The 21,764-nt window shown below is 60.5% G+C and carries 17 protein-coding genes; 9 read left to right on the top strand and 8 right to left on the bottom strand.

Annotated features, from left to right (window positions below):
• Positions 1 to 180: 180 nt before the first annotated feature.
• The 3 genes from rsgA to recG all read right to left on the bottom strand — a co-directional run bounded on the left by rsgA (position 181) and on the right by recG (position 5,125).
• Positions 181 to 1,353: a ribosome small subunit-dependent GTPase A gene (rsgA, locus tag R3C19_07980; GenBank protein ID MEZ6060282.1), complete on the bottom strand. Its 1,173-nt coding sequence runs from the start codon at positions 1,351 to 1,353 to the stop codon at positions 181 to 183.
• Positions 1,354 to 1,495: 142 nt separating this feature from the next.
• Positions 1,496 to 2,911, bottom strand: a complete 1,416-nt coding sequence (locus R3C19_07975) for a DUF1501 domain-containing protein (protein MEZ6060281.1) — start codon at positions 2,909 to 2,911, stop codon at positions 1,496 to 1,498.
• A gap of 120 nt (positions 2,912 to 3,031) precedes the next feature.
• Positions 3,032 to 5,125: an ATP-dependent DNA helicase RecG gene (gene recG, locus R3C19_07970; GenBank protein MEZ6060280.1), complete on the bottom strand. Its 2,094-nt coding sequence runs from the start codon at positions 5,123 to 5,125 to the stop codon at positions 3,032 to 3,034.
• 318 nt (positions 5,126 to 5,443) lie between these two features.
• On the opposite strand from recG, the gene prfB reads away from it, so the two are divergent.
• Positions 5,444 to 6,554, top strand: a protein-coding gene (prfB, locus tag R3C19_07965) for a peptide chain release factor 2 (GenBank protein MEZ6060279.1) whose coding sequence is annotated in 2 segments (ribosomal slippage) — positions 5,444 to 5,512 and positions 5,514 to 6,554 — 1,110 coding nt in all. Because the reading frame shifts where the segments join, the coding sequence is not laid out codon by codon here.
• A gap of 249 nt (positions 6,555 to 6,803) precedes the next feature.
• A complete protein-coding gene (locus R3C19_07960; GenBank protein ID MEZ6060278.1) occupies positions 6,804 to 8,243 on the top strand; it encodes a right-handed parallel beta-helix repeat-containing protein in 1,440 nt (479 codons plus the stop codon).
• Between the two features lie 297 nt (positions 8,244 to 8,540).
• Here the strand turns inward: R3C19_07960 and R3C19_07955 are convergent, their stop codons facing one another.
• A complete protein-coding gene (locus R3C19_07955) occupies positions 8,541 to 9,539 on the bottom strand; it encodes a nucleotidyltransferase domain-containing protein (GenBank protein ID MEZ6060277.1) in 999 nt (332 codons plus the stop codon).
• Between the two features lie 117 nt (positions 9,540 to 9,656).
• Here R3C19_07955 and R3C19_07950 point away from each other — a divergent pair, with 117 nt between their 5' ends.
• From R3C19_07950 to R3C19_07935, 4 genes are all read left to right on the top strand, one after another.
• Positions 9,657 to 10,526: an NAD(+)/NADH kinase gene (locus tag R3C19_07950; protein MEZ6060276.1), complete on the top strand. Its 870-nt coding sequence runs from the start codon at positions 9,657 to 9,659 to the stop codon at positions 10,524 to 10,526.
• Between the two features lie 401 nt (positions 10,527 to 10,927).
• Positions 10,928 to 11,494, top strand: coding sequence for an ATP-dependent protease subunit HslV (gene hslV, locus R3C19_07945; protein MEZ6060275.1), 567 nt, complete (start codon positions 10,928 to 10,930; stop codon positions 11,492 to 11,494).
• Entirely contained in the window at positions 11,482 to 12,189 is a 708-nt protein-coding gene (locus R3C19_07940; GenBank protein ID MEZ6060274.1) for an AAA family ATPase, read from the top strand. Before hslV ends, R3C19_07940 begins: the two co-directional genes overlap by 13 nt.
• Entirely contained in the window at positions 12,155 to 12,844 is a 690-nt protein-coding gene (locus tag R3C19_07935) for an AAA family ATPase (protein ID MEZ6060273.1), read from the top strand. Before R3C19_07940 ends, R3C19_07935 begins: the two co-directional genes overlap by 35 nt.
• Before the next feature lie 6 nt (positions 12,845 to 12,850).
• Here the strand turns inward: R3C19_07935 and R3C19_07930 are convergent, their stop codons facing one another.
• The 3 genes from R3C19_07930 to R3C19_07920 all read right to left on the bottom strand — a co-directional run bounded on the left by R3C19_07930 (position 12,851) and on the right by R3C19_07920 (position 17,499).
• Positions 12,851 to 14,332, bottom strand: a complete 1,482-nt coding sequence (locus R3C19_07930; protein MEZ6060272.1) for a serine/threonine-protein kinase — start codon at positions 14,330 to 14,332, stop codon at positions 12,851 to 12,853.
• Positions 14,333 to 14,628: 296 nt separating this feature from the next.
• The gene (locus R3C19_07925) at positions 14,629 to 15,966 is read right to left on the bottom strand and encodes a M24 family metallopeptidase (protein ID MEZ6060271.1); all 1,338 of its coding nucleotides are present in this window, start codon (positions 15,964 to 15,966) and stop codon (positions 14,629 to 14,631) included.
• A 387-nt stretch (positions 15,967 to 16,353) separates the two neighbouring features.
• On the bottom strand, positions 16,354 to 17,499 hold the full coding sequence (locus R3C19_07920) for a PKD domain-containing protein (GenBank protein MEZ6060270.1): 1,146 nt from the start codon (positions 17,497 to 17,499) through the stop codon (positions 16,354 to 16,356).
• Positions 17,500 to 17,815: 316 nt separating this feature from the next.
• On the opposite strand from R3C19_07920, the gene R3C19_07915 reads away from it, so the two are divergent.
• A complete protein-coding gene (locus R3C19_07915) occupies positions 17,816 to 18,307 on the top strand; it encodes a DinB family protein (protein ID MEZ6060269.1) in 492 nt (163 codons plus the stop codon).
• Between the two features lie 23 nt (positions 18,308 to 18,330).
• On the opposite strand, the gene ltaE is transcribed toward R3C19_07915, so the two are convergent.
• Positions 18,331 to 19,404: a low-specificity L-threonine aldolase gene (gene ltaE, locus R3C19_07910; protein MEZ6060268.1), complete on the bottom strand. Its 1,074-nt coding sequence runs from the start codon at positions 19,402 to 19,404 to the stop codon at positions 18,331 to 18,333.
• Between the two features lie 176 nt (positions 19,405 to 19,580).
• On the opposite strand from ltaE, the gene hisD reads away from it, so the two are divergent.
• Positions 19,581 to 20,939, top strand: a complete 1,359-nt coding sequence (gene hisD / locus R3C19_07905) for a histidinol dehydrogenase (GenBank protein MEZ6060267.1) — start codon at positions 19,581 to 19,583, stop codon at positions 20,937 to 20,939.
• Positions 20,936 to 21,754 (top strand): sugar phosphate isomerase/epimerase family protein, encoded by an 819-nt coding sequence (locus tag R3C19_07900; protein MEZ6060266.1) that lies wholly within the window; start codon positions 20,936 to 20,938, stop codon positions 21,752 to 21,754. The genes hisD and R3C19_07900 overlap by 4 nt, the downstream gene beginning before the upstream one ends.
• Positions 21,755 to 21,764 lie beyond the last annotated feature (10 nt).

Genomic DNA, 21,764 nt, shown 5'->3' with positions numbered 1-21,764 from the left:
GTTTCCTGAGCTTGCCTATGGAATCCGATTCATCGTCGCGTTGCAAGCGATGGGCGGCGAACGACAGGCTTTCGTCGATCGTTTTCTTCACGACCGTGGCTGCGTGGCGACCGTGGCTGCGTGAGTGTCGTTGTGGAGGAGATCTCAGATTTCAGATTTCAGATTTCAGATCTCACGCGGCTACGTTCCGCGGGCCGGGTTTTTCCAGACGAAGATGTCGTCTTCGCGCAGCCGGACGTAGCTGTTGTAGCGCACCGGAGAAATCAGACCGGCTTCGACCGCGTCCTTGATACCGCAATGTGTTTCGTGTGTGTGACTGCAGTTCGCAAAACGGCAGTACGGAATGAACGACCGGAACTCGATGTAGTAGCCGTCGATTTCTTCCAGGCCGATATCCCAGAGTTCGAACTGCCGGATGCCGGGAGTATCCGCGACCCAGCCACCGTCGGAGATCGGCAGCAGCCGGGCTCGCCGGGTCGTGTGTTGGCCTTTGCTGCTCCAGTCGCTGACGTCGGAGGTGTCCAGTTCCAGAGTCGGATCAACCGCATTCAGCAGCGACGACTTCCCCACGCCGCTCTGGCCGCTGACGGCGGTTTCTCTGCCGGCCAGCAGGCGGCGAAGCTGATCGATCCCGCGTCCGTCCACCGTGCTGCTCAGCACAACCGGATATCCCAGCCGGCCGTACATTCCCGCGACTCCCTGCAGCGAAACGCCGTCCACCAGATCCGCCTTGTTGATGCAGATAACGGCTTTGATTTCATGCCGTTCGGCCATCAGCAGGTAGCGGTCGATCAGGTTTGTCTTCAGATCCGGTTCCGCCGCGGACGCCACGATCAGCACCTGGTCGATGTTCGTCACCAGCATGTGTTCACGACCCTGACTGCTGCGGGACAGAATGCCGTGGCGCGGTTCGATGCGTTCGATGACACCCTGATAGTCATCGCCTTCCTGGCGAAACAAAACGCGATCGCCGGTGACGACAACGTTGCGGCTGTCGCGAGCCAGACTTCTCAGCACGCCGCGGACGGTGCATTCGTATGTGCGGCCATCGTCATCGCATTGAACCCGGCAGTTCAGACCGATGAAGCTGGTGACGCGGCCAGGCCGGCAGTCGTCGTCGTCGACCGCCCGAAGAATCTGGTCACCGTCAGCTTCGGTCCCGACCAGCGTGCGCCGGCGTGTCAGAGAGCCCTTGCCGGACAGGCGCTGACCGCTGACGGCATCTTCCGCCGCGACTTCGTCGTTGAGCAGTTCGTGCGTCAGGTTTTGATCGCGCACGCGAGTCTGCTTGTTGCGACGCACATCGACGCGATGCTTCTTCCCGGTTTTGGACTTCTGTCGGCGTTTGGACATTCGCTGTGAAATCGCCCTTGAATGCGTCACCTGCCGTCGCTGCCGTGGATCGCACACCCGCTGGGCTGCGCAACGCGGAAGTACTACGAATTTCACATCACGACACGGTTCAGCGCCGGATGTTCGCCGGGCGACAGCAGGTTCAGGCCAGCACTTCCTTCACGACCTGGCCGTGAACGTCGGTCAAACGAAAATCGCGGCCGGCAAGGTGGAACGTCAGCCGCTCGTGATCGAGTCCCAGGCAGTGCAGAACCGTGGCCTGCAGATCGTGGATGTGAACGGGGGATTCGGTGACATGAAACCCGAACTCGTCCGTGTTACCCAGCGTCATTCCGTGTTTGATGCCACCGCCGGCGAGCCAGACGGTGAATGCCTGAGGATGATGGTCGCGGCCCAGCGACCGTCCCAGCGCCGGATTGGACTCGACCATCGGCGTGCGGCCGAACTCACCGCCCCAGATCACCAGCGTGCTGTCCAGCATGCCGCGTTCCTTCAGGTCCGCGACAAGTGCGGCGGATGCCTGGTCGGTGATGCCGCAGTTGTTCTTGACATTCCCTTCGACATCACTGTGAGCGTCCCAGCCTTCGTGAAAGATGTTGATGAACCGAACACCGCGTTCGACCATTCGGCGAGCCAGCAGGCACGCTCGCGCGAACGAAGGCTTGTCGGGATTGCAGCCATACGCGTCCAGCGTCGCCTGCGTTTCCTGCTTCAGGTCCATCAATTCGGGAGCCGACGTCTGCAGCCTTGCCGCCATTTCGAACGACGCGATCCGAGTTGCGATTTCCGGGTCATGCAGAGCCTCCAGGCGGCGGCGATTCAGACTGTTGATCAGATTATAGGTGTCGCTTTGCACCTGGTCGCTGACTCCCGCCGGGCTGGCGACATTCAGAATCGGGTCGCCCTGGCTGCGAAAACGCGTTCCGGTAAAAACGGTCGGCAGAAATCCGCTGGAATACAACGCCGCTCCGCCGCTGAGTCCCGAACCGGTGCTCATCACCACAAACGCCGGCAGATCCTTCGTCTCCGACCCCAGTCCATACAACACCCACGATCCCATGCACGGCCGACCGGGCTGCGAGAAGCCTGTATTCAGCGCCAGCTGCGCGGGAGCGTGGTTGAACTGATCGGTGTGCAGCGATTTGATCAGACAGATGTCGTCCGCCACATTCGCCAGGTGAGGCACTGCGGTGGAAAGCTCCGCGCCACTGTCTCCGTGGCGACTGAAGGAAAAACGCGGACCGAGCACAGCGGCGTCCGGCTGAATGAACGCATACCGCTGGTCACCGATGACGGATTTGGGCAGAGGCTTGCCTTCCAGTTCCGCCAGCGTCGGCTTGTTGTCAAACATTTCCAACTGGCTGGGAGCACCCGCCATGAACAAATGGATGACGGCCTTTGCTTTCGGTTCGAAGTGCGGATCGCGAACGGCCAGAGGATCGTTCACGTCATTCGCGCGAGCACTCGACGTCAGCAATTGCGACAATGCCGCAGCGCCCAGTCCCACTCCGCAGTCGGAAAGAAACCAGCGCCGGGCGATGGAATTTTGGTGTTGCATGGTGAGAAGTCTCATGGGAATTCAAATCGCCCGCATTATATCGCACCGGCAGACACGATGCAGTCAATCATGGGAATTCCGGATCCGCCGCAGCGGCCGGTTGACGCACGTTGAACCGTGTCATCCCGTCTGCGGCAGATCGAGCACGTCGGCGAAGCGTTCCAGGACAATCGACTTCAGCGGGCGGAACTCCGGTTCATCAAACTGCCCTGTGCGGACCAGTTCCTGAGCCATCCGTCGAGCAACCTGCAGGATTCCCAGATCGCGCTGCGGATTAGCGCAGCGCAGAGGCAGAGATCCGCTTTGACGCGTTCCCAGCACGTCGCCCGGCCCGCGCAGGTCCGCGTCCTTTTCTGCCAGGGCGAAACCATCCGAGGACTGTTCCAGCGCGGTCAGCCGTTCGACAGCGTCCGGTGCATCAACGGCGGACATCAGAAAACAATAGCCCTGAAAACTGCCGCGACAAATGCGGCCGCGAAGCTGATGCAACTGAGCCAGACCGAATCGTTCCGGCTGCTGAATCACCATCAGGGTTGCATTGGGGACGTTGACTCCCACTTCGATGACCGTCGTGCTGACCAGAACATCTGTGTCGGCCGATCGAAACTGTTCCATGACCCGTCCGCGAGTCTCGCGGTCCATGCGTCCGTGCAGCAGATCCACCTTCAGTCCCGCCAGTTCGCGCCGCCGCAGATTTTCGAAGACGGTTTCCGCCGCGGCATCGTCTTCGTCGTCGCGGCCTTCAACTCGCGGACAGACCACGTAAGCCTGCCGGCCTTTCTGAATCTGCTGCCTGATGAATTCCCACGCTCGAAGCTGATCCGGTTCCGCGGTGACTCGCGACGTGACGACCTTCTGACGCCCCGGCGGAAGATCGCGAATCACCGAAACGTCCAGGTCGCCGAATTGAGTCAGACACAGGCTGCGGGGAATCGGTGTCGCTGTCATCACCAGCACGTGAGGACTCATATCGCCGCCGCCGAAGCTGGCTCGCTGACGCACACCGAACCGATGCTGTTCGTCGATGACGGCCAGACCCAGTCGATGGAAGTTCACTGCGTCCTGAATCACCGCCTGAGTTCCGATGATCAACTGGCAGTCGCCGGACGCGATGTCCCGCAGCAAATCGCGTTTCCTTGCCGCCGGCAGTCCTCCCAGCAGAAAGCCCCGTTTGACTCGGCTGTGAGCCAGCAGTTCTTCGAAGGTCTGCCAGTGCTGAGTCGCCAGGACTTCTGTCGGAGCCATCAGAACGGCCTGATAACCGGCCGCCACAACCGCCAGCATCGCATATACGGCAATGGCCGTCTTTCCGGCGCCGACGTCGGCCTGCAGCAACCGATGCATCGGCTGATCCTTCGCCAGATCCGCCGCAAGTTCCCTGACAGCAGCGTTCTGACCGTTGGTGAACCGAAAGTCGAACAGTCGTCGAATGCGGGAATCCACCTTGGCGCTGACATCGACCGGCCACGCTTTCGACGAATGACTCCACACGCGGCGGCGCAGCGCGAGTCCCAGTTGAAACTCAAACAGGTCGTCCAGCAGCACTCGATGCCGGCCGGCGTCAAACTGCTTCCTTGACGGCGGCGCATGCAGCCAGTGCAGCGCGGTCTGCAGCGCGGGCAGCCGATGGTGTTCACGAAAAAACTCCGGCAGCGGATCGGGCACAAAACCGGCGAACGCTTCCACTGCCGCTTTCGTCATGCGTCGCATCTGGTCCATTTTGATGCCGTCGGTCAGAGCGTATCGGGGCAGAACACCGGCGGCGTTTTCGATGTCGTCATCGGCCGAGAGTACGTGCACCAGCGGGTTGCCGAATTCCCAGCGCCCCTGCCTTCGTGACGGCTTGCCGCTGAACACAAGATGGTCGCCGTCACTGAACTTCTTCAGCATCCACGGCTGATTGAACCAGACGCCCCGCACAAAATGACCGTTGCAGTCCAGCAGAATCCCGACGATCGAACGTCCCTTCGTCAGCTTGCGGTGGTCGCGGTCAACGACAATTCCGTGAACCGTCTGCTCGACATCTGCCTCCAGCTTCGGCACCGGCCGAACGTCGCTGAAATCGTTGACGCTGTGAGGAACGTGGAACAGCAGGTCCAGAACCGTGCGGATTCCCAGCTTCGCCAGCAGTTTTGCGTTCTGCGGGCCAACCGTCGGTACAAACTGAACCGGCGTGGCCAGCGGATTGTCTGTGGCATTGGCAGGAGACGGCATGAACGATGATTTCGCAAATCGGCGAACAAAGCGTCGGGAAGTCTCGCAGGTTTCGGAGGTGGATCAACGCCGTAGCACGACTTCGGTCGCCACGCGGTGCTGCCGAATCACCGGCTCGCGCGGTCTCGTTAACCGAACGCGCATGTCCGGTTGTTCGGCGAGCGGCACTCGGAACCGGGTTTGCAACTTCCGGCGGACTCTGTTGAAATCCCCGCCCCTGGCTTGCGCGGGGGAGAATGATGACGCCGCGGCAGCCGTCGCGGCCAGTGGCCGCCGTGGCGAAGAACGAACGAATTCAGATCGGACGAAAGCGGAACGATGGAAGCGGAATTGCGAGACAAGTGCGAAGAACTGACTCAGCGAATTGCTCACCTGCGAGGTTGTCTTTGACCTGGCCGGCAAGCAGAAGAATCTCGCCGCGATCAACGACCGCATGAACGCGCCGTCGTTCTGGGATGATCCGGACGCCGCTCAGCAAACCGTCGCGGAGATGCAGCGACTCAAGGCCGTCGTCAGCCCGCTTAAAGCGCTGGTGACGGCTTCCGACGACATGCAGGTGCTGCTGGAATTCGCCGAAGAAGACGCCGCCAGCGCGCGCGAACTGGAAGCCACCGTCGCACGGCTGGAATCCGAAATCGACCGCGTCGAACTCAAGGCCACGATGTCTCAACCCGAAGACGCGTGTTCCGCCTACGTTCAGGTTCAGGCAGGTGAAGGCGGCACCGATTCGGCGGACTGGGCCGAAATGCTGATGCGGATGTACATTCGCTGGGCCGAACGCAGCGATCTGAAAGTGGAACAGATCGATCTTTCGGAAGGCGAAGAAGCCGGTATTCGCAGTGCCACACTGCTGATCAGTGGCGATTACGTCTACGGTTATCTGAAGGGCGAAACCGGCAATCACCGGCTGATTCGGATCAGTCCGTTCGATTCCGCCGGCCGCCGACACACGGCGTTTGCCGCAGTCGATATCAGCCCGGAACTGGACGAGAATTTCGAAGTGGAAATCGACTGGGATAAAGAAGTGCGGGAAGACACCTACCGCGCCGGCGGCGCGGGAGGTCAGAAGGTCAACAAGACGGATTCCGCCATCCGGCTGACTCACGAACCCACCGGCGTGGTAGTGCAGTGTCAGAACGAACGCAGCCAGCACCAGAATCGCGCCACCGCCCGCAAAATGCTGCAGGCCAAGCTGTATCAGATCGAAATGGAAAAACGCGACGCGGAGATTGCCGCGCGGCGAGGTTCCAAGTCGAAAATCGGTTTCGGAGGCACCACAGTTCGCAATTACGTCCTGCATCCCGACCAATATGTGAAGGACGCTCGTACCGGCACCAAAGTCGGCAACCCGCAACCGGTCCTTGACGGCGACATCGACGTCTTTCTGGAATCGTTCCTGCGAATGAAGCTGTCGGAACAAAACAACTAAGCCACGCTGCCGCAGTGGCATCGCCGGTCATACTGCCGATTCGGTGCGGACGACTGCGGTTCAGGCATGGTGGTCCGACCGTGCAGAAACGGATGAGTGACCGGGATCACGCGCCGGCCGCCGCGACAGGCGTCCTTCCGTCAGATTGCGATCGACGGCGACGGTGTCAGAATGATGCCGGCAGGATCGTACTGCCGCCGTCAGAATCCGCCGACGCACCGTGTCCCACGAATCCGGAAAGGCCGCGCCATGTCCCGCGATGTTCGAATGTTTGTCCGCTGGTCTGCCATTGTTTTTCTGTTGATCGTGGTCGCTTCCGTCTGCGGCATTTGGTTGGAATCGCCGAACGCCGCCGCCGAACCGCTGTTCCCGGCACAGTCACCCGATCAAACACCGCGGCCGGCGGGAGACGGCGTCACCGACGTGACCGACCTTCTGCAGGCGCAGATTGACGCCGGACGCGAGCAGATTCATCTGGCCCGGGGTCGTTATCGAATCACGAAGCCGATCGTCGTGAATCTGGACGAAGTCGGTCCGACGTCGATTTCCGGCGACGGCACAGCCACGATCGTCATGGACGGGCCGGGGCCGGCAATTCGGTTTGTGGGGACTCACGACGGCACCGCCAGTCCGACGACGTTTCGAGATAACGTCTGGCTGAATCAGCGGACACCGATGGTCGACGGCATCGAAATTGTCGGAAACCATCCGGACGCCTGCGGTATCGAAGCCGACGGCACGATGCAGCTTACCGTGACTCGCACGGTCATTCGCAAATCGCTGCACGGAATTCATCTGGTGAATCGCAATCGCAACGTCATCATTTCCGAATGCCACATCTACGAAAATCGCGGAGCCGGCGTGTTCTACGACTCCGTCAGTCTGCATCAGTCGAACATCGTCGGCTGTCACATCAGCTACAACCAGCAGGGCGGAGTCGTCGTGAAAGGCGGCGATGTTCGCAACATTCAGATCGGCACCTGCGACATCGAAGGCAACATGGGCAGCCCCGATGCGGCTCCGTCGGCCAACGTGTGGCTGGATTCGACGGGTGGCTCGATCGCGGAAGTCGCCATTGTCGGCTGTACGATCCAGCATGCTCACGAAGCGTCCGATTCCGCCAACATTCGCTTCAACGGGCTCAGCAATCCGGTTTCGTTTACCGACGAAACACGGCACGGATTCGTGACGATCGCGGACAACGTTCTGTCCGACGTGCAGGTCAATGTGGAAGTCACAAATGCCCGCGGCGTGACGATCACGGGCAACACGTGCTGGAAGGGCTACTCGCAAAACCTGAAGGTTGCAAACAGCGCGAACATCGTTGTGGCGAACAACGTCTTCGAACGCAATCCGCGTTACCACTACGGCGACGGAAGCACGGCGATGAATGCTCTGCTGTTCGAAAACTGCAACGGCTGCACCTTCAGCGGGAACCAGATTCAGGGTGCGACCGGCAGGAACGCAGCGGTGGAAATTCGCAACTGCCGCCGATTCAACGTCACGAATTGCTCGATCCTGGATTGCTCGCCGCGCGGTCTGCTGCTGGAAGACGTTTCGCAAAGCCGCGTTTCGGATTGCCTGATTCTTTCCGATTCCGACTCTCACGACGCAGCGGCGGCGCTTCAGGTGTCAGGCGGCGGCGGCAACCAGATCGTCGACAACGTTGTCGGCAGCGGGAATCCGTAGCGTCGAGTTTCCGAGACGGGTCCGGAAGGCTTCCAGGGCGACCGGCAGAAAAGATTATCCGTGGGCAGGGAGGGCGAAGCTCCTGCCGAGTCGCGTGTGCTTCCGGTGACATTGCCCTGTCGGTGACACTGCCCTGTCGGTGACACTGCCCTGTCGGTGACACTGCCCGGTCCATCACTGCGAACATCCGGTCCCTCGTCTCGTTCGCCTCGTTCCAGGGCTGGAGCCCTGGCACGAGAAGAGGGAGGTGCAGGAGCCCTCGAACGAGCGGGATTCCGGGACGAATCATGAACGACATCAGAAGATCCAGCCGCTGCGGTCGCTGTCGTCTTGCGACGACGGCAGGCAGTCGAGCACCGCGGTTCGCAGTTCCCGCAGTGCGTGATCGATCGCCGGAGGAATCGACGTCGCCGTCTGCCACTCAGCGGGTGCGTCAGTGATGTGGCTCCAGGCCGTTTCGTAGGCGGAAATCAGCCTGCGGCGAGTGTAACTTTCGGCATTCGCGGCCAGCCGTTCCAGCGGCGTCAAGCGCAGGCTGTGCGCCAGATGCTGCCGCTGAATTTCCGGGGAATCGGCATTGCAATGAGCGTCCGAGATCGCTCGCAGAAACGCGGCGACGATCACCAGCCGGCTGGATCGAAGTTTCAGGTTGATCTCCATCGCCTTCGGCCGATCGTCGAGGTACAGCCAGCTTGACCGGGATCTGAGGCTTCGCCAATACCGCTGAACGTCCTGCCACAGCCAGTGAAACGTCCCCGCTTCGCCGAACAGCGCGGCAATGCGATTTTCCGAATACCAGGCCAGAATCTGATCCTGCAACTCAACGAACTGATCGTGCCTCGCCAGCGGTTGAGCGTCCGCCAGCAACTGCATCCGCTGACCAAAGGTTGTCAGATCCGCGTCGACGATGCCCCGCGACGCTTCGTCCACAAGCTCGGACCATCGCGCGCATTTGGAAAAAATGCCGCCGGTCCTGGGCAGTTGGAAACCGGAGTCCTTCAGGCGCGACCAGACATCACTGGCAATCTGCTGTTCGCGACGTGTGTCGATGGCGGAGCGGCGATCGTCGACAACAATCAGCAGATCCAGATCGGAGCGGCTGTGAGCTTCCATGCGGCTCAGCGATCCGGAAGCGGCGACGGCGGCCACTTCGGCAGGGAGACTTTTTTCGTCCAGCAGATCACAGACGAATGCAAGGCGCTGGCTGCTGAACGTCCACGCATCCTTCAGCCGTGGCGCATGTTCGAATGCCGCTTCCGCGGGATTTCGCTGTTGTGGCCACAGAATCGGGTGCATGGCGGCAGGTTAAGAAGACGGCCTCGGTTTGAATACCGCGCGTTGGGAATGCGGCTGTTCATTGCGTAGCATCTTCCGGTTCCAGGTCATTCCTTTTCCCCTTTGGACAACGCGGACATGCCCGCCGATTTGCTGAAACTGATTGTGCTGACGGGCAGTGATCGTCCGGAAGTGCTGTCAACGTGGAGCGACCTGCTGCAGCACACTCGCCGCACGGCCGGCGTTGAGGTTATCGGCGAGTATTCACGAACGGAGACAGTCCCCGAGTCGACCGAGGCGGATGTCGCTGTCGTCATCGGCGGCGACGGTTCGATTCTGCGCGGATGCCGACAACTGGGAGCGAACCAGATTCCCATCGTCGGCGTCAATGTCGGACGGCTCGGTTTTCTGGCCGACCTGAGTCCTGATGACTTCTGCGACAACCTGAGGCAGTTGCAGTCCGGCGATTACCGCGTCGTTGAGCATCTGATGTTCGAATGCGAACACAGACTGGCCGACGGGACGGTGGAACGGAATCTGGGTCTGAACGAAGCGACGATGACTTCGGGAAAATCGCTGAAGATGCTGGACGTCGCTCTGGAAATTGACGGCCAGCCCGTTACGACGTTCAGTTGCGACGGCCTGATCATCAGCACTCCGGTCGGGTCGACGGCGCATAACCTGTCGGCGGGCGGGCCGATTCTGCGACAGGACCTGCAGGCGTTCTGCATCACACCGATTTGTCCTCACACACTGACAGTGCGGCCGATCGTCGATTCCGCCGACCGAACCTATGGCTTGTCGGTTTCCGACTCGCCGGATGGCGGAATGCTGGTGATTGACGGCCAGATTCACCGCCATGTTTCGGAGAACGAACAGATCCTGATCCGCCGTGCGCAGCAGACGTTCAAGCTGGTGCATTTTCCCGGCCACAGCTACTACGCAACGCTGCACCGGAAACTTGGCTGGCGAGGTCAACTGGACTACCGCGAACGGCGGGGCATGTAAGGCAATCGGCAGATAAGATTTCACCAGTGCAGAGCGGCCATTGTTTCACCCTCCCGTTGAAACGGGAGGGTCGCCGATTGAATGCCGTTCAGGCGTTCGATCGCGGGGAGGGTGGCGCACGGGGAACTCTCGATGCTCGGACGCCCTCCCCTCGTTTGATCGCCCGAACGGCGATCAAACTTCGACCCTCCCGTTGAAACGGGAGGGTATGTTCTTATCGGCCGCTGGCCTGACATCGACGACGTTTTGCAGGCGGGGGAGCAGCCGGAACCATCATCGCGGTCGGGCGAGACCGGGTGGCGACGGCGAACGGATCGTGGAGCCTGCGGGCCGGACCTGCTAACGTCCCGCGACTTTCGGCGTTTTCTACGTCCCCATGCGGCATCCACGGCTGAAATTCAATGACGCGATCACAAGACAACAATCGTCGCTGGCGAGCCACCACGGTTCTGGCGGTGCGGCACAACGGAACAATCGTCGTGGGTTCCGACGGCCAGGTGACTCACGGCAACACGATCATGAAGTCCGACACGAAGAAGCTGCGGCGAATGCTGGACGGCCGTGTGATTGTGGGATTCGCGGGCTCAACCGCCGACGCATTTGCTCTGATGGAACGATTCGAGGAAAAGGCGAAGGACTATCCCGGCAACATCGCGCGAGCCGCCACGGAACTGGCTCGCGACTGGCGGATGGACCGGGCTCTGCGGCGGCTGGAAGCCATGATGATTGTCGCCGACGCCGAACTGACGCTGCTGCTGACCGGTCAGGGCGATGTCGTGCAGCCGACCGACGGTGTTGTCGGAATCGGTTCCGGCGGAGCCTACGCGACAGCCGCCGCACGGGCACTCGTCCGGCATTCCGGCCTTTCGGCGGAACAGATCGTCCGGGAATCGCTACAGATCGCCGCCGACATCGATATCTACACGAACAACAACATCATCATTGAGGAAATGCCGTGTCAGAACTGACTCCCGCTCAGGTGGTTGAGCAGCTTGACCAGCACATTGTCGGCCAGAACGCCGCCAAGCGAGCCGTCGCGATCGCGCTGCGCAATCGCTGGCGCTGGCTGAATCTGTCCGAAGAAATGCGGCGCGAAGTGACTCCGCGAAATATCCTGATGATCGGCCCCACGGGAGTCGGCAAGACCGAAATCACGCGCCGGCTGGCAAAGCTGACCGGTGCTCCGTTTATCAAGGTCGAAGCCAGCAAGTACACCGAAGTCGGTTACTACGGGCGCGACGTCGAAAGCATGATTCGCGACCTGGTCGACGCCGCGATCGGCCTGGTTCGCACCAGAAAACGGCGGGAAGTCGAAGCCGAAGCCGAAAAACGCGTCGAGGATCGGCTGCTGGAATTGCTGGTTCCCGCGGAACGGGCGATTAAGGTGGTGTCCGGGGAATCCGGCGACGAGGAAACCGAATCCCAGCACGCTCGACACGAACGCACCGTCGCCAAGTTTCGCGACATGCTGCGCGACGGCAGGCTGGAAGATCGCACCGTGGAACTTTCCATCGAACAGCGTTCGTCGCCCGTGCAGGTCTTTACCAACATGGGGATGGAACAGATGGATATGGATCTGCAGGGCATGCTGGAACGCATGATGCCCAAGAAAAAACACCGAACGCCGGATGACCGTCGCACAGGCTCGCGAGGTTCTGCATGAACAGGAAATCGAAGGACTGCTGGACAAGGATGCGATCCATGAAGAAGCCGTGGAACTGACGGAATCTTCGGGCATGATCTTCATCGACGAAATGGACAAAATCTGCAGTTCCGGCGAAGGCTCAAAATCCGCCGACGTCAGCCGCCAGGGAGTCCAGCGGGACCTGCTGCCAATCGTCGAAGGCACCACCGTGCAGACTCGCTACGGCACCGTGTCCACGGAAAAGATCATGTTTATCGCGGCCGGAGCCTTCCACCGGTCGCGGCCGTCCGATCTGATGCCCGAACTACAGGGCCGCTTTCCGATTCGTGTTGAACTGCAGGATCTGACCAGAGACGACTTTGTCAGAATCCTGACCGAACCATCCGGCTCCCTGACTCGGCAGTACACGGAACTGCTGGCCGTCGACAATGTTGCCCTGTCGTTTACCGAAGACGGCATCCAGGCGATCGCTGACGTGGCGTTCTACGTGAATCAGACGACTCAGAACATCGGCACACGGCGACTGCAGACGATCATGGAACGTCTGCTGGAAGACGTCAGCTTCGAAGCACCGGAATGCGGAGCCAGGACGGTGTCAATCGACCGCGCCTATGTGGATTCGCGGCTGGAAGACATCCGCCGGGACGAAGACCTGAGCCGCTTTGTGCTGTAGGCGCGATTATTCCTGCAGTCCGTCGCGAACGATAGCGGCGGTGATGCTGTCGCGAAGCGATTGCGGCCCACTGTCCAGCGCGTCTCGAATTTCGTCGGCTGTGAATTCACGCAGATCGAGGTCGATGATTCGCGTTTCTTTCTCCGTGTCACCCTTCAGGCGCGCGACGAAGGCCTGGGCCAAAACGGTCAGCACCAGAATCGCCGGATTTTCCTCCCGCTTGGCGGACGCCCAGGTTTTCAGTTCGGCCAATTCATGTTCGGCGGCCGTATAGTCGGGCACCGCCCTGGTTGCGTACTGAATTGCCAGATGCAGCCGCGCCATCTGGCCGGCAATGCTTTCCGGATAGTATTCATAGACCGCTCGCCACGCGCTGATGTTGTGTCGCAGCAGCATGGCCTGAGCGAACTGTTTCTCCGCCGTGTCTTCCTGCGGATACCGGCCGCGTTCGGCGGCGGGCAGATGCAGCGGAGTCAGCAGGTACTGACCTGCCAGCAGTCCCGCCAGCAGGGCAACACCGATTCCCGCCAGCAGCGGCTGAATTCCCGGAAGCCAGCCCTTCAGCACATGCATGAATCCCGCGGAATCGGAAAACTCCGTATTCAGCGGAGCCGACTCCAGCCTTCGGAACGCTGTGATCAGTTCATCGGGAGTCTGAAAACGATCTTCCGGCTTCTTGGCGATCATGCGGTGGACGGTGTCGCAAAGGGCCTTCGGAAGATCACGACGAAACTCCGACAGCGGCCTGGGTTCTTCCTTCAGATGCTTCACGGCGACACCGACGGAATTGCGGCCGGGAAACGGCGGCTGGCCGGCAAACATGTGATACAGCGTGATGCCGAAGGAATACTGGTCGCTGCGATGATCCAGCTTCTCGCCCTGAATCTGCTCCGGACTCATGTACCACGGAGTCCCCATCGTGGTGCCGGCCTGAGTCAGGTTCATCTGTTCGTTCTGCTGATTCAGCTGAGCCAGACCGAAGTCGGTGACTTTCACGTCGCCGGATCGAGTCACCATGATGTTTTCCGGCTTGATGTCGCGATGAACAATGCCCGCATCGCTGGCAGCTTTCAAAGCCGCTGCGGTTTGTTCCATCCATTTCAGACCGACCAGAAACTCCGGCGGACCATTGCGTTTGATCCACTGGCTGAGATTCTGGCCGTGGACAAATTCCTGCACGATGTAATGAACGCCGTCCTGCTTCCCGATCATGTACACCTGGACGATGTTCGGATGGCTGAGGCCCCCGGCCGCGCGGGCTTCCTGTTCGAATCGCTTCAGCAGCACGTTGTTGCGGCCGGTGACCGCGTCCGCCATCAGCACTTTGACCGCCACCGGTCGTCCCAGCGATGTCTGTTCGGCAAGATAAACTTCCGCCATGCCGCCGGAACCGACACGCCGCATCAGCTTGAATTCGCCCAGCGTTGTTTCGGAAAGGTCACCGTTTCCGGGCTGCGCCGGTTGCGGGTTTGACGAAGAATCAGACATGCAGGCTGGTTTCAGGGAAGGAAATCGGATGCCGCCGCGGAACTTTGCATTTCGGAGGGATCGCGGTGAGTTCGAGAACGCGGAATCCGCTGACTCTTCGAACAACGCCGCGAATTATACGCAGCCTCTCACGGAATGCAGTACCGTCCCGCCGATCGCCGGTCTGACTCCTGTTTTGCCCGAACCCGATTCCGCAGCGGCTCGGCGGGAGCCTCGCCCTTCCGGATCGCGGGTGAAGCGGCGGTGGCGCGGTGGTCGGAGAACCTGGCGTGACCACGTCGGCTGCGATCAGCCGGCTACTCCAGCACAGATTCTTCGGGGTACGGCGAATCTTCTTCTTCGAAAACGAGCTGATCGGACTGCGCGTCAAGTTCCCAGATCGAATCCATCGGCGGCAGCGATTCCTCCGTGACACCTGATGCGTCGAGCAGCGGTGAGATCGCGGATGATGTGGAATCGTCGGTGGCGACAGGCATTGAATCGGAGCGGACCTTCAGCAGACCCGGACACGGCACGGGGTGCCCTTTGACAAAGACCGTCAATTCGGGCCACGAATCGGAGATCGTTAATCGCCGCACGGACGACTTTTCAATCAGCATCGTGTCGCCGGTCATTGCCGGCCCGACTGACGGATGCCAGTGCATCGCCACGGCTGCCGGAATTTCGTAGGTGGAACCAGGCAGCAGTTGTTGTTCGCAAAGACTGAAGCCGACAAGTTCCGCCTGATCCGCCTTCTGCCATTCGCTGGGCAGCCCGAATTTTTCGTAAATGCGGCGGACCTTCTGCCAGACTTCATCCAGCGTGCGTCCCGCACGGGAAAAGAACAGACCCGTAGCCAGCATCAGCACGGCCTTCTGATGGGCGTCCCAGATCTCTTCCGGAACGTCGCCCAGGCACGCCGTGCGGGACACGCCGACTCGCAGTCCCCATCGGCGAGCGACACAGGAAATCGAGGCGTACTTTTCAATTCGGTCTTCACCGAAAGTCCAGTGCCGGTAACGGTCGTTGCGTCCGTCGGCGCAGACCTGAATTCTGACGGGAGTGACGGTTCGCTTCACAAGCCGGTGAGCGACTTCGCCGGCGACCTTTGCTTCGGTTGTGCCGACACAAAGATTGTGAGCCGCCGCTTCGACCGCGTGAGTCGCCACCAGACTCAGACGCCGCATCCGGTCGACTTCCAGGGGCGTCAGCGGCACGCGGATTTCGCGGATTTCATCGCAGACACACTTCGTTTCGGGAAACGCCACGTCGCTGGCGACTTTTCGCCCGCGGCAAAGGTCACGGATCAACTCACGATGCGGCTGAAACCACTCGCGCTGCTTCAACTGAAATCCCAGACCGAAGGCTTCGCGTTCGAAGATCTGTGCCGAATCCACAGCATTCGTGGCGAACAACCTGGCTTCCGCGGTGATGAACACGCTGGTATGGCAACTGTCCGATGCCAGCCGATTCAGATCCGCACCGGCCGTGAACCACGCAATGTTGGCGGCATCCTGAAGCAACAGTGCATCCACCCCGACTGACTCCAGAAGAGCCCGGACGCGGTTGTGCTTTTCCTCCACGTCAAGCAGCCGCACCTTATCCTGAACCAGCAGCCGCTTTGGCCGCGGATCTTCAGCAAATTGGCCGGTCATCTGTTCTGCCCCCTGAGATCAGCCCGGACACGGGTTTTTCTCACGCTTCAGCCAACATGGTATCCCGAAATTGACGATTGCGACGGGTGAATTGTGATGGAACAGTGCCTTTTTCCAGCATCCTGCGACGCTTTGACGATTTCCCGAGCAACCAGGGGGACAGAATGTATCCTCCCGCGCGGTGAGCGCTACTACGGTCGTCAACAACCGCCGTGGCTTGCGGAATCGACGCGGCGACCTCGCAGCGTGCCGGTCCCTTTCGCGGAAGACCAGGACGGCGGCACGGAAAGACACCGAGCACGGAAGTTCGCGAAATGGCTGTACTGCCGCCGACTTCCGGTCGGAACCTGGCCGTTGAATCGTCTTCAATCGTCCGAGTCAGCCGGATCAGGGAAGCGTGACGTCCCAGACCTTGCTGAGTTTCGCGGTGCCCTGTGGTCCGTTCACCTTTAACGTCACCACGAACTCGCCGGCCCGGTGGTAATGATGAATCGGGTGCTGTTCGTCGGACTCTTCGCCATCCCCGAACGTCCAGTGCCACGACGTAATGTCGCCCCACGACTGATCGCGAAACGCCACCTGCCGATCGTTACGGCTGAGTACCTGAAACGTCCAGTCAGCGCCGATCGGCTTTCTCAGGCCGGGTTCAATCGGCATCAGCCGAAACGCGACCAAATCGGATGCGTCGCCGTACATCGTCGTCTTGTGCGACAGATTCCAGAACCCGGTGAATCGATCGGAGTTTTCATCGTCGTAATCGAGCACCGACCACGACAGACCGACAACATTGCCTTCGGTCAGCGTGGAGGGGACTGCCTTTGTCCGATCCGGCGGAGCATGATCAAAGGGTGTGATGAAGAATTCCAGAACTAGTTTGCCGCTTTCACCGTGTTTGAATCCATAGCGGCAGGCGGCGTTGGCAAACGGAAGTTCCCGGATCCACGGCTGCGAACCCCAGACCATCGTCCAGTCCTTGCCTTCGGCGGGAGTAAAGATGTGATAGTTCTGAGCGTGGACTCCGTGAAACCGAAAATGCGTGTCCAGCCGATCCTTCAGCCGTTTGTTCGGATGCATCTGCCGAATCAGCGGACCGCCGGACAGGTCGCCGTCCACCACGATTTCGAAAATGTCGTTGCGCAGATCGTCGTGAATGAAGTTCCAGTAGTTGTCCGACGCTTCGTAAAGAAAGTACAGATGGTTCTGGCCCTTCACCCAGCCGACTTTGACCTTCACGTCAAGGTCCTTCGGATCCGGCGGACCTTCGTGCTCACCGACGGTATCGCGAAGCTGGTCAGAACCGATGGCATACGAATCCGGTACGATTGACCAGTCGTCCGGGTTTCCGTCGATTCGTGGAATCCGGTCGGCCGGAAACTGAAAGATTCGAAATTCCGTGTCCGGCCGCTGCAGACCGGTACCGACAGGGTCGCTCGAAGCCGCAGCCGGCGAATCGTCGTTACCGAAACCCGACCGGGCAGCGGTCAATACAAGCAACGCGGTGAATGCAAAGCAAACCGTCTGTGATCGTCCCATCTGGCGGCTCCTGTGATGCGTAACGTGAAGTCGGAAATTTTTGTGCGGCGGGCAGCGTTGAAAAATGGCGGCATCACGGCAACGATGCCCGGAACGCACGCGGAGTCGGCGAATCCGGTTTCACGACCGGAGGGCGGAAGGCATGCGTGCGAGTGTCGGCAATTTCGCTTCCCGCGAACAGGATGCGAACCCGGTTTCGCCCGGACGCCGGTTTCGCCCAGCGTGTCGCGAGCCGAAGTCCGCGTCGTTGCCAAGTCTGCCGCGAGTCGATGTTCACCGTGACTGATATTCAAAACCTTTATTCGGGACAATTCAAATGGATGCCAAGGCAGCAATCAAAGAAACTCTGTCGCTCAGCAACATGGTGCTGAGTTCCTACATCAGTGACCTGACCGACGCGGAGTTGATGAAGCGGCCTGCTGCGGGCTGCAATCATGTCGCCTGGCAGCTCGGTCACCTGATCAGCTCAGAATGCGGGATGCTGAACGGCATTCAGCCCGGTGCCGCGCCGGAGCTTCCGGAAGGATTTGATGAAAAGCATTCCAAGGAAAACGCGACCAGCGATGACAGTTCCGATTTCCTGACGAAGGAACAGTACACGGAACTGGCGGGAAAAGTGCATGATGCGGTCACGGCGTGTCTGGACGCTTATCCGTCCGAGAAGCTCGACGATCCCAGCCCGGAAGCATATCGCAGCATGTTTCCGACGATGGGTTCGATCTTCCTGCTGATCGCCACACACCCGATGATGCACGCCGGCCAGTTGGTTCCCCTGCGCCGGCAGCTCGGCAAACCCGTCGTCATTTGAAGCCGCAGCGGCCCGACTCACGTTCACTTCGAATACGGTCCGCTGCCGACCACAGCCTGTTCGTGAAAACCGGTCGCGATGCAGTCGCGGATCGTGTCGGCCACGACAAGCACGTCGTCGGAGGCCACGTCCAGGTGAGTTACCGCGCGCAGACGCTGGCCGCCCATCGCTCCGATCAGAACGCCGCGTTCCTTCAATGCGTTTGACAACTGCACGGCGGTGCCGAGTTCGCGGTCCACTTCGAAGAACACCAGGTTCGTTTCCACATCGTCGGGATTCAGGCGCACGCCGGCGATGTCGCTGAGTTTCGACGCCAGCAGTCTGGCATTGCTGTGGTCGTCGCGCAGCCGGTCAACGTGATTCTGCAACGCGTAGACGGCCGCGGCGGCAACGATTCCGGCCTGCCGCAGTGCTCCGCCAAACATCTTGCGAGCACGGCGGGCCTGTTTCATATCAGCGGCGGAACCGGCAAGGATCGATCCCATCGGGCATCCCAGTCCCTTGCTGAAACAAATCGAAACCGTGTCGAAGCAGGCCGCCACGTCGCGGGGATCGTAGTTTCCCGCCACGGTGGCGTTAAAAAACCGGGCTCCGTCAAGATGCAGCTTCAGGCCGCATGACCGAGCCCACTCGGACACGCGTCGCAACTGGTCCAGCGAATAGACCCGGCCGCCTCCCAGATTCGTCGTGTTTTCCAGGCAGACCAGGCGAGTGCGGCACAGGTGCTGATCGGCGGACCGCGGTTTGTCCTGAAGATCGGCGACATCCAGCTTTCCGTGAGGAGCGGCAATTGTGCGGACAGTGACACCGCTGAGTACCGCTGGTCCGCCGGCTTCGAAGATTCCGATGTGCCCGGTTTCGTTAATCAGCAACTCGTCGCCGGGAACACAGTGAACTCGCACCGCCATCTGGTTCGACTGAGTACCGGAACACGCGAACACGGCGGCTTCCATTCCCAGCATGTCGGCGACCATCGACTGAAGCTGGTTCACGGTGGGATCTTCGCCCAGCATGTCGTCGCCGACTTCGGCTTCCGCCATCGCTCGCCGCATCGACAGAGTTGGCCGGGTGACGGTATCACTTCGAAGGTCAATCATAATCGCGTTCGGCCGGCGGTGTTTCAGTTCGCGGAATCTCGTGTGCGACACTGCGCCACGCAGCGTCATCCCGCGGCAGCATAGCACGCTGACTTTCGGAAAACTCCTCACCGGTACCTTGACGCCAACCGGCATTCCACTTCAATCCCCGCATGAACAGCGGTCAGACCTTTTTCATGCAGACCATCGATTGCCGCAGCAGCGATGCCCGACAGCTCTTCCGTGAACTGCGTGACAAGCTCAGTCCGCGCGGCGATGTGGTTTCGGAAGCCGGGCGCCGGCGCACGATGGAACTGTTCGGCGAAGCACTCAGCCCGCGCATGGTCGTACAGCGCATCTGCGAAGACGTTCGTTCGCGAGGAATCGAAGCTGTTCTGGAATACACGTCGAAGCTCGACCGGAAGCAACTGACGCCGGAGACGCTGCGAGTCCGTCCGGACGAATTCACGGCGGCGACGGCGGCGGTTTCGCCGGATTTTCTGGCGACGGTCCGCCGCATTCGAGACAACGTGGCCGAATTCCAGTCAGCCGTGCTGCCGCCGGACGCTCGTGTGACGCGTCAACTGAACGGCGGAAAGGTGGAACTTCGGCAGCGGCATCTGCCGATGAAGCGAGTCGGGATCTGCGTGCCCGGCGGCGCGGCCGCGTATCCGTCTACAGTCCTGATGACAGCGGTTCCGGCGCTGACGGCCGGGGTTTCGGAGATCGCCATCGTGGTGCCGCCGACGGAATTCGGCGGGTACAACAACGACATGCTGGCCACGTGCCGCGAAATCGGCGTGACGGAAGTTTACCGCGTCGGCGGTGCTCAGGCAGTGGCGGCACTGGCTTACGGCGTCGAGGGAATTCCGCGAGTCGACAAGATCGTCGGGCCGGGCAATCTGTTCGTCGCGCTGGCAAAGCAGCATGTTTTCGGTGACGTAGACATCGACAGCATCGCCGGTCCCAGCGAAGTCATCGTGCTGGCCGACAGCACGGCTCGCGCGGATTTCGTCGCCGCGGATCTGATTTCCCAGGCAGAACACAGCCCCGGCTCCGGCGTGCTGATTACGTGGCACGAACCACTGATCCAGCAGGTTCGAAGTGCTCTGGAAAGACAGTTGGCAACACTGCAGCGAGGCGATCTTGCCCGGCAATGCCTGCAGGACTACGGAGCATTGATCCTCGCTCGTGACGAAGCCGAAGCCGCGGAACTGACCGATCTGCTCGCGCCGGAACACCTGCATATCTCGATGGACGACGCCGAATCCATGCTGGGACGAATTCAAAACGCGGGAGCCATCTTTCTGGGACATTTCACTCCCGTTGCTCTCGGCGACTACATTGCCGGTCCGTCGCATGTGCTGCCGACCGGCGGAACGGCCCGGTTCGCCAACGGGCTGGCGTCTTCCGACTTCCTCAAACGCAGTTCCGTGATCTCCTACGATCAATCCGCGCTGGCCGGCGATGCGGAACACGTCCGGCGCATGGCGGAAAAGGAAGGCCTGACCGCTCACGCCGCCAGCGTTGATATTCGGCTGGGAGACGCAACATGATCCGATCCGCCGTCACGATCAGCATTGTCGAACAGGCTCGCAAAGGCCCGTTTGTGTTTCACGGCGACGTTGCGGAAGGCTGCCGGACAGCCGCGGAACTCGGGTTCGACGCGGTGGAACTGTTCGCTGAGTCAGCCGACGCCATCAGTGCTCTGCCGCTGGAGGAATTGCTGGAACGGTATCAACTGAAGCTGGCCGCCGTCGGTACGGGAGCCGGCATGGTGGTTCACGGCCTGAGCCTTTGTGACGCCGACCAGACTCGCCGCGCTCAGGCATGTGACTTCATTCGCGGCATCATCGACGCCGGAGCCCGCTTTGGAGCCCCCGCAATCATCGGTTCCATGCAGGGCAAATGGGATGACAAGACCGACAAGGCGACCGCGATCGGTTACCTGCGGGACTGCCTGAATGAACTTGGCGAACACGCGAAACAGCACGACGTTCCGCTGATCTACGAACCGCTGAATCGCTATGAAACGAACCTGGCGACAACGATGGCGGAAGGGGTCGAGCTGCTGAAGCCGCTGGCCACCGACGGCGTGCTGCTGCTGGCCGACCTGTTTCACATGAACATTGAAGAAGCCGACATCGCCGGAGCTCTGCGTGACGGCGGAAAACACATCGGTCACGTTCATTTCGTCGATTCCAACCGACAGGCGGCCGGCCGCGGTCACATCGACTTCGCTCCCGTCGCTCAGGCATTGGCGGATATCGGTTACCAGGGCTATTGCAGCGCGGAAGCGTTTCCAATCCCCGATTCCGTCGAAGCCGCGCGCCAGACGATGGAAACGTTTCGGTCAGTGTTTCAAAGTTAGCAACGTCGCC

Source organism: Planctomycetaceae bacterium (genome assembly GCA_041398785.1).
Taxonomy (GTDB): domain Bacteria; phylum Planctomycetota; class Planctomycetia; order Planctomycetales; family Planctomycetaceae; genus JAWKUA01.
Note: the sequence above shows the minus strand (reverse complement) of the source record. Positions and strands in the feature narration are given on the sequence as shown.